This window comes from Streptomyces sp. NPDC005648 (assembly GCF_040605395.1).
Lineage (GTDB): Bacteria > Actinomycetota > Actinomycetes > Streptomycetales > Streptomycetaceae > Streptomyces.
This window is the reverse complement of sequence record NZ_JBEXCS010000175.1, coordinates 1-8,036: the sequence shown is the minus strand read 5'-3', so window position 1 is coordinate 8,036 and position 8,036 is coordinate 1. Positions and strand designations below refer to the sequence as shown.

General features: G+C 71.3%; 8 protein-coding genes. 5 read left to right on the top strand and 3 right to left on the bottom strand.

The annotated features are described in order from the left end of the window. Nucleotides 1-51 precede the first annotated feature (51 nt). On the top strand, nucleotides 52-1,635 hold the full coding sequence (locus ABZT17_RS44415) for an AAA family ATPase (RefSeq protein ID WP_356357882.1): 1,584 nt from the start codon (nucleotides 52-54) through the stop codon (nucleotides 1,633-1,635). A gap of 104 nt (nucleotides 1,636-1,739) precedes the next feature. Next, nucleotides 1,740-2,231, top strand: a complete 492-nt coding sequence (locus ABZT17_RS44410) for an HAD domain-containing protein (RefSeq protein ID WP_356357881.1) — start codon at nucleotides 1,740-1,742, stop codon at nucleotides 2,229-2,231. A gap of 42 nt (nucleotides 2,232-2,273) precedes the next feature. Here the strand turns inward: ABZT17_RS44410 and ABZT17_RS44405 are convergent, their stop codons facing one another. Next, nucleotides 2,274-3,155 (bottom strand): GNAT family N-acetyltransferase, encoded by an 882-nt coding sequence (locus tag ABZT17_RS44405; RefSeq protein WP_356357880.1) that lies wholly within the window; start codon nucleotides 3,153-3,155, stop codon nucleotides 2,274-2,276. Between the two features lie 106 nt (nucleotides 3,156-3,261). Between ABZT17_RS44405 and ABZT17_RS44400 the strand changes: the two genes are divergently transcribed. The 3 genes from ABZT17_RS44400 (at nucleotide 3,262) to ABZT17_RS44390 (ending at nucleotide 5,111) form a co-directional block, all read left to right on the top strand. Further along, nucleotides 3,262-3,882, top strand: coding sequence for a helix-turn-helix transcriptional regulator (locus ABZT17_RS44400; RefSeq protein WP_356357879.1), 621 nt, complete (start codon nucleotides 3,262-3,264; stop codon nucleotides 3,880-3,882). 105 nt (nucleotides 3,883-3,987) lie between these two features. Continuing rightward, nucleotides 3,988-4,641, top strand: coding sequence for a hypothetical protein (locus ABZT17_RS44395; RefSeq protein WP_356357878.1), 654 nt, complete (start codon nucleotides 3,988-3,990; stop codon nucleotides 4,639-4,641). 125 nt (nucleotides 4,642-4,766) lie between these two features. Then, the gene (locus ABZT17_RS44390) at nucleotides 4,767-5,111 is read left to right on the top strand and encodes a DUF2516 family protein (RefSeq protein ID WP_356357883.1); all 345 of its coding nucleotides are present in this window, start codon (nucleotides 4,767-4,769) and stop codon (nucleotides 5,109-5,111) included. A 15-nt stretch (nucleotides 5,112-5,126) separates the two neighbouring features. Here the strand turns inward: ABZT17_RS44390 and ABZT17_RS44385 are convergent, their stop codons facing one another. Next, the gene (locus tag ABZT17_RS44385) at nucleotides 5,127-6,434 is read right to left on the bottom strand and encodes a SpoIIE family protein phosphatase (RefSeq protein ID WP_356357877.1); all 1,308 of its coding nucleotides are present in this window, start codon (nucleotides 6,432-6,434) and stop codon (nucleotides 5,127-5,129) included. Between the two features lie 251 nt (nucleotides 6,435-6,685). Next, a complete protein-coding gene (locus ABZT17_RS44380) occupies nucleotides 6,686-7,765 on the bottom strand; it encodes an NlpC/P60 family protein (RefSeq protein ID WP_356357876.1) in 1,080 nt (359 codons plus the stop codon). Nucleotides 7,766-8,036 lie beyond the last annotated feature (271 nt).

Here is an 8,036-nt window from a genome sequence, read left to right as displayed (position 1 = left end):
GCCTGACCGGCGGTCCATACACCCGCCGACCCCACGACCACCGGGTATCCAGTGCTGCCCGCCCCCACCCTGACCTGCATCTATTTACGCGTCAGCGACCTTGTCGCCCGGGAGATCGAACGGCCCCGGGTCGGGCCGATGCGGGACATCGCGGCGACCATCCAGCCCGAGCAGGACGATCTCGTACGAGGAGACCTGGGGCTGTCGGTGTGTGTGCAGGGGGCGCCGGGGACCGGGAAGACCGCCGTCGGGCTGCACCGGGCCGCCTACCTCCTCTACACCCACCCGCAGCGCATCCGCCGCGGTGGACTGCTGATCCTCGGACCCAACCGCACCTTCCTGTCGTACATCTCCGAGGTGCTGCCCGCCCTCGGGGAGACCGGTGTACGGCAGTCGACCCTGGGGGAGGAGATCGCGCGGCAGCCGGTGAAGGGGACGGACGACATGCTGGCCGCCTCCGTCAAGCACGACGCCCGGATGGCCGAGGTGGTGCGTCGGGCGCTGTACGCACGGGTAGGTCGCGGGCGCTTCGACTCCCTTGCCGTCAAGGACGGTTCGTACTGGTGGCGGGTGCGGGCGGAGGAGCTGGGGCGGATCGTGGCGGGCGTGCGGGCCGAGGAGCCGCCGTACGGCGTCGGACGGGAGCGGGTGCGGTCGCGGGTGGTACGGGCCCTGCAGCTGCAGGCCGAACGGCGGGCCGGGGCGCAGTCGAACGCCTGGGTGCGGACGGTGTCCCGGGCCCGGGTGATCACGGAGTTCCTCGACGCTGTGTGGCCGCGGGTGCGGCCGGAGGAGGTCGTGGCCCAACTGCTCACCGACCCCGAGGCGTTGGAAGCGGCGGCCGAAGGGCTGCTGGAGGCGGACGAACAACAGGCCCTGCTGTGGGCCAGGCCGCCGCGGTCATGGAAGTCGGCCCGCTGGTCGGCCGCCGACCTGGTCCTGCTCGACGAGGTCGCGGGGTTGATCGAACACCCCGGGGGATACGGCCATGTCGTCGTCGACGAGGCGCAGGACCTCTCCCCGATGGAGTGCCGGGCCATCGCGCGGCGCGCGCCCTTCGGATCGCTCACCGTCCTGGGGGACCTGGCACAGGGGACCACTCCCTGGGCCGCCCATTCCTGGGACGTCACCCTCCGCCACCTGGGCAAACCGGACGCGGCCGTGGTGCCGCTCACCGTCGGCTTCCGGGTGCCCGCAGCCGTCGTCACCCTCGCCAACCGGTTGCTGGAACGCCTGGACGTCGATGTGCCGGTGGGGCGGTCGCTGCGCGGGGATGGGGAGTTGAGGGTGCGTCAGGCGGGTGGGGAGGTGCTGGGCGCGGTCGTGGAGGCCGTACGGGATGCGCTCGGTGGCGAAGGGTCCGTGGGGGTGGTCGCCGCCGACGCGGAGGTGGACGGGGTGCGGGCGGCGCTCGTGGGTGCCGGGATCGCGGTCGCCGGGGCGGACGAGCTGGGCGCCCGCGTCACCCTCGTACCGGCGAGGCTCGTCAAGGGGCTCGAGTACGACCATGTCGTCGCCGTCGAGCCGGCCGCGATCGCGGAGGCGGAGCCGCGCGGGCTGCACCGGCTGTACGTCGTGCTGACGCGGGCGGTGTCGCGGCTGGAGGTGGTGCACGGGCGGCCGTTGCCCTTCTGACCGACGGAGGGGGAACGGCCGCCCGTGGGCCAGGCGCTCTGCCTCTGGCCGGCGCCCGCGAATTCCGGGTTTCGGGGCGCCGCTCCTTCGCCGATCCTGGCGGTGTGCTCCTCTTTCTGGACATCGACGGGACGCTGCTGCCGTTCGGGGCGACGCGGCCGTACCCCTCGTACGCTCCGCGTTTCGCGTCGCCGCAGGTCGCGGACGCCCATCCGCTGCTGAGCCGGATCGACCCCGGCCTCGGGCCGCGGCTGACGGCGCTGGGCTGCGAGCTGGTGTGGGCGACGACCTGGCTGGACGACGCGAACGTGTGCGTCGCGCCCTGGCTGGGGCTTCCGCGGCTCCCGCTGGTGGACTGGCCGGACGAGGACGAACTCCCCGCGCCGCTGCACTGGAAGACCCGGCCGCTGGTGGCGTGGGCCGACGGCCGCCCCTTCGTGTGGGTCGACGACGAGATCACGGCCGCCGACCGCGCCTGGGTGGCCGACCGGCACCCGGCCCCCGCACTCCTCCACCGGGTCGATCACCGGCACGGCCTCACGGAGGAGGACTTCGCGACGGTGGAGGCGTGGCTGCGGGAGGAGAAGCGGGAGTAGGGGGAGAAGCGGGAGTAGGGGGGAGGGGGCGGCCGTCGGTCCTCAGCCGACGGCCCGTGCCGGGCCCGAGAGGTCGTAGAGCGCCCAGTCGGCGAGTGTGCGATAGCCGAGGCGTTGGTAGAGGGCGTTGCTGGTGGGGTTGGAGCGGTCGGCGAAGAGGACGACGTCCTTCGCGCCCGCGGCCAGTGCGGCCCGGGTGGCCTCGGTCGTGGCGGCGCCGGCGTAGCCGTGGCCGCGCAGCGCGGACGGGGTGTAGACGACGTCCACCTGGACCTGGCCGCCGATCACCGGGTTCATGCCCGCGACGGAGACGGGGGTGCCGTCCGGGGTCTCCCAGAGGATGTAGCGCTTGTCGGCGAAGCGGGTGTGCGCCCAGGTGCCGGCGTCGACGGTGACGTCCTCCCCGACCGCCTCGGCGAACTGCCCGCACCAGAACACGGCCTCCGCCACGTCCTCCTCGCCCAGGAGGCGGCTCCGTCCCGCCGGCATCGGATCGGGCGGGGTGAGCGTGCCGAGGCCGTACAGCCGGACCTGTGTGTCGCTGCGAGCCGGTGTCGCGCCCGTGTGCCGCTGCCAGGCCTCGGCGAAAGCGGTGGCGGTGGCGTGGTCCGCGCTGACGGAGGGAACGGAGTGGCCGAGGGCCGCCAGGCGGGCCGCGAGGGCCTCGGCCTGCTCGGGCGTGAGCGGGGAGAGACCGAGGCCGCGGGGCAGCAAGCGGTAGAACGTGCCGCGGACTTCACCCGCCTGCTCCAGCACACCGAAGACGGCCGCCTCGGCGCCGAACGCCGCCACGCCCCGCGCGCGCACTCGTTCGGCCCACGTCAGCTGCATGACGTGCGGGCCGGGCCGCGAGCGCAGGAAGTCCCCGGCTCGGGCGAGGAAGTCGTCGACGTCATAGGTGAGTTGCCAGTCCTCGGGGCGCATGGCCCAACCCTCCCCGCCACCGTCGCGCGCCAACCACCCAGTGGCGTGGCGCACTTTTGCAAGCACCTGCTTGCAATAGTTAGCGACGATGGTGCACAGTGAAGGCATGGCATCGCTCAACGTCGGCAATCTCGGTGACTACCTGCGCGAACAGCGGCGCAACGCGCAGCTGTCCCTGCGGCAGCTCGCCGACGCCGCCGGGGTGTCCAACCCGTATCTCAGCCAGATCGAGCGCGGGCTGCGCAAGCCGAGCGCGGAGGTGTTGCAGCAGGTCGCCAAGGCCCTGCGGATCTCCGCCGAGACGCTGTACGTCCGTGCCGGCATTCTCGACGCCGAGCGGGACCGGGACGAGGTGGAGACCCGCGCCGCCATCCTCGCCGACCCCACGCTGAACGAGCGGCAGAAGCAGGTGCTGCTCCAGATCTACGAGTCGTTCCGCAAGGAGAACGGCTTCGGGACGGATTCGGCGGACGAGGACGGCGACGCCGCCCGGACCAACGCGGCGGTCGTCGAGGCCGTCGAGTCGGGGGACGGCACGGTGGACACCGACGGGGACGACACCGTCGTACGGCGTCCCCGCAAGGTCTCCAAGACCGGCACGGCGGCCTCCGGGACCCGCGCAGCCGGCCGGCGCGAGGCCACCGCGCGCGACACCCGTACGAGCGACACCCGCACGTCCGACGGCAGCGACGCCGCACCGCACGACCCGCAGCAGCCCACCGGCTGATCGCCGAGCAGGGCGACGGCTGCGGTAAACAAAACCCTCAAAGCGACCAAAAAACTCAGGGCGACCAAAACCCTCAGCCCGAAGCAACCCGGGAGGACCATCACCATGGCCATCACCGACGACCTCCGCAAGACCCTCAGCGACCCGACGCCGCTCTACTTCGCCGCCGGCACCGCCGACCTGGCCCTGCAGCAGGCCAAGAAGGTGCCCGGCATCGTGGAGCAGCTGCGCGCCGAGGCCCCGGCCCGTATCGACGCCGTGCGCAACACCGACCCGAAGGCCGTCCAGGAGAAGGCCCAGGCCCGTGCCAAGGAGGCGCAGGCCCGCGTCAAGGAGACCCAGGAGTCCCTCCAGGCCAAGGTCACCGACTTCCTGGCGACCCTCGACGGTGACATCAAGAAGCTCGGCTCGACCCTCGACGCCGACCTGAAGAAGCTCGGCGAGTCCGCCCAGGACTTCGCGCTGCGCGGTGTCGGCGTCGCCGCCGAGTACGCCGTCAAGGCCCGTGAGACCTACGAGAAGGTCGCCGAGCACGGTGAGCAGGCCGTGAAGACCTGGCGCGGCGAGGCGGCCGAGGAGATCGAGGAACTCGCCATCGCCGTCGAGCCGAACGCCGAGCCGGTCGAGGTCAAGGAGGAGGCCCCCAAGCCCGCCGAGGCCAAGGCCGCCCCCGCCCCGACCAAGAAGCCGGCTCCCGCCAAGAAGGCCCCGGCCGCCCGCAAGACCACGGCCAAGAAGACCACCCCGCCCGCCAAGTAACACGAACGGGTGATCAGGAACGGGCCGGGCACTCTCACGGTGCCCGGCCCGTTCCCTGTGTAGCGGGAACGCCTGAACGGGTACGGTGACCGCGTAGGAACAAGCCGAGTCTGGTGGTGGACGTTGTGCTGATGCAGGGCTTCGCAGGTCTGATGTGGTTGCTCTACCTCGCCATGCTGGTCCTCGCCGTGGTGGCGCTGGTCATGGCCGCACTCTTCCGGGACGACGCCTACCGCGCCGCCGACAAGCAGAACAAGGGCTTCTGGCTGATCATCCTCGGCATCGCGGTCGCGGTGAACCTGCTGATCCCGATGCTCTTCCTCCAGCTCGCCGGCCTGGTCGCCTCGATCGTCTTCTTCGTGGACGTCCGCCCGGCCCTCAAGCAGGTCTCAGGCGGAGGCTTCGGCCGCCGCAGAGGAGGCGGCAGCAGCAGCGACGGCCCTTACGGCCCGTGGAACGGCGGCCGCTGACCTTCGCCGACGACCTCACGGCACCCGGTCCAACAGCAGCACCGCGACGTCATCGGTCAGCTCACCCCCGTTGAGCTCCCGCACCTCACTCACCGCGGCCCGCAACAGGGCCTCGCCGCCCAACCCCCGGGACAGCAGCCGCCGCACGAGCTCCACCATCCCGTCCTGGCCCAAGCGCTCCAGCCGCCCCACCCCGACGCGGCCCTCGATCAGCCCGTCGGTGTAGAGCATCAGGCTCCACTCCCGCCCCAGCTCCACCTGCATCCGAGGCCACCGGGCCCCGGGCAGCAGCCCCAGCGCGGGCCCGTTGTTGTCGTACGGCAGCAGCTCGGCGGGCCGCCCCGGCCGGGCGATCAACGGCGAGGGATGCCCGGCGAGACACAGCCCGGCCCGGCGCCCGTCCGGAGAGATGTCCACGGTGCACAGCGTCGCGAAGATCTCGTCGTCGGCGCGCTCGTGCTCCAGCACCTGCTGCAGGGTCCCGAGCAGCTCGTCCCCGCACAACCCGGCCAGGGTCAGCGCCCGCCAGGCGATCCGCAGCTCCACCCCGAGCGCGGCCTCGTCCGGCCCATGCCCGCACACATCACCGATCATGGCGTGCACGGTGCCGTCAGGAGTCCGTACGACGTCGTAGAAGTCCCCGCCGAGCAGCGCCCGCGACCGTCCCGGCCGATAGCGCGCGGCGAACCGCAGCGGTGAGCCCTCCAGCAGCGGTGTGGGCAGCAGCCCGCGCTCCAGCCGCCGGTTCTCCTGAGCCCGCAGCCGCCCTTCGGCCAGCCGCCGCTCGGCCGTGTCGGAACGTTTCCTCTCGACGGCGTACCGGATCGCCCGGCTCAGCAGCCGCGCATCCAGCTCGTCCCGGAACAGATAGTCCTGCGCTCCCACCCGCACCGCTTCCGCACCGCGCTCGGCGTCCCCGGAGGCGGTGAGTGCGAGCACGGCGTGGCGCGGCGCGAGCTCCAGCACATGCTTGAGCACGGCGAGCTCGTCCGCGTCGTCGCCGTGGCCCGGGGCCGACAGCGCGAGGTCGAGAAGAATGCAGTGCACGTCGTCCGTCAGCAGCCGCCCGGCCTCGGTGAGGTTGCGCGCGGTGCGGACACGGATCGGCGTGCCGGCCGAGTCCCGGAGTTCGGGTACGACGGTGGAGCCGCCGGGATCGTCCTCGATCAGCAGCAGCGTCAGCGGAGCGGTGGCGGCGTTGTTGTCGACCTTGGCTTCCTTGCTCGGGGTCTGGTCCTTGGAGGTGCCGCCTCGGTGTGCGGCCGGCGCCTGACCACTCTCCGCGGCCGGGATCGCTCGTTGCCGCGGTATGGGTACGGGCATCGTGTTGAGTTCCTTCCCTCCCCCCGAGGGCACGGCGGTGCGAGGGACCTCGGACCACCGACGGGGACCATAGCGGTAGTCGGCGGGCGAGCGGAATGGTGTGAGCCACGTCGCCCGCACACCGGCCACTGTCATATGCCGCGTTCCGTACCGCAGTTGGACAGGGTGCCCCATCAGCCAGGATGACGAAGGTCACGTCTGCGGAGCGTTTGAAATCCCTACCGCGTGCCCTGCGTCACATGACAGGGCTCTCAGGCATCCGGCCGCACCACACCGAGAATCGGCATGGACCCGGCCCCCGCGATGGTCACGGTCCGCCCCGGCCGAGGCGCGTGCACGATGGCCCCGTCACCGATGTACATGGCGACATGACTGGCGTCGCCGAAGTACACGATCAGATCCCCGGGGCGCATGTCCTTGATGTCGACATGCTTGAGCTGCTTCCACTGCTCCTGCGAGGTACGCGGAATGGGCCGCCCGGCATCCAGCCAGGCCTGAGAGGTCAACCCCGAGCAGTCGTACGACTTGGGCCCCTCGGCACCCCACTCATAGGGCTTCCCGATCTGGCCGGTGGCGAACGCGACGGCCTTCTTGCCCTGTTCGGAAGCGTTCCCCCGGATCTCGTCCAGAATCCCGGAGTCCAGCCAGGCGGTCTGCGCCTTGAGCGCGGCCTCGCGCTCCAGCTCGGCGAGCCGCTCCTTCTCCGCCTTCTCCAACTGGTCCTGAAGCTTCTCGGCTTCGGAGATCTGTTCCTTGATCTTCTTCCGGGCGGTGTCCTTGGCCTTGCGATTGGCCTCCAGCTTGTTCCACTGCGCGGAGGCGTCGGCCGCGTACTGCCGCAAGTCCTGCTGGGTCCGCGTGAGTTCCGCGATCAGCCCCTTGGTGGCCCGCTGCCCCTGCAGCAGGGTCCCCGCGCCGTCCAGAAACTCCTGCGGGTCATCGCTCAGCAGCAACTGCGCCTCGTCCGGCATCCCACCGGTCCGGTACTGAGCGGCGGCGGCGGCCCCGGCCCGCTCCTTCAACTCGTTGAGCCTCTTCTGCCCCTGAACGATCTTCTTCGCCAGGTCCACGATCGCGGCGGACTGCTTCTGGGTCTGCTCCTCAGCCGCGTTGTAGGCATCCGTGGCCACGGCGGCGTCGTGATAAAGCCGATCGAGCTTCTCGCGAACCGCCTCGAGGTCGTGGTTCGCCGCGGGGGCGGAGGCCGAAGGAGCGGAGGCCGAGGGAGTCGGACCGGGGTCGGCGAAGGCGGTACCCGGTGCCGCCAGCACGGTGACCGCGCACACCACGGTCACGGCAGTCGCGAGCAGACCGCGCTTGCCCGTACCCATACCCCGTCCCCCAAAGCTGATTTACCGTCAGTAACTTACGGACGCTCGGGGGATCGTGCCACGATCAAGCGCAAAACGACAGACCTCGTCGGAACTCGGACTTCCCCCCTGTGCCACACCCCATGACGATCTCCCCGCCACTGTGACGAACGACTCACGGAGATCGTTCCCCGTAGCTAGGGCCCTTCTGGTGGATCTCCGCGGAGGAAGGAGCGGCGTTCGGTGCGTGCGATCGGCGTGCGGTGTGAAGGGTCATGTGGCGGAGCCACCT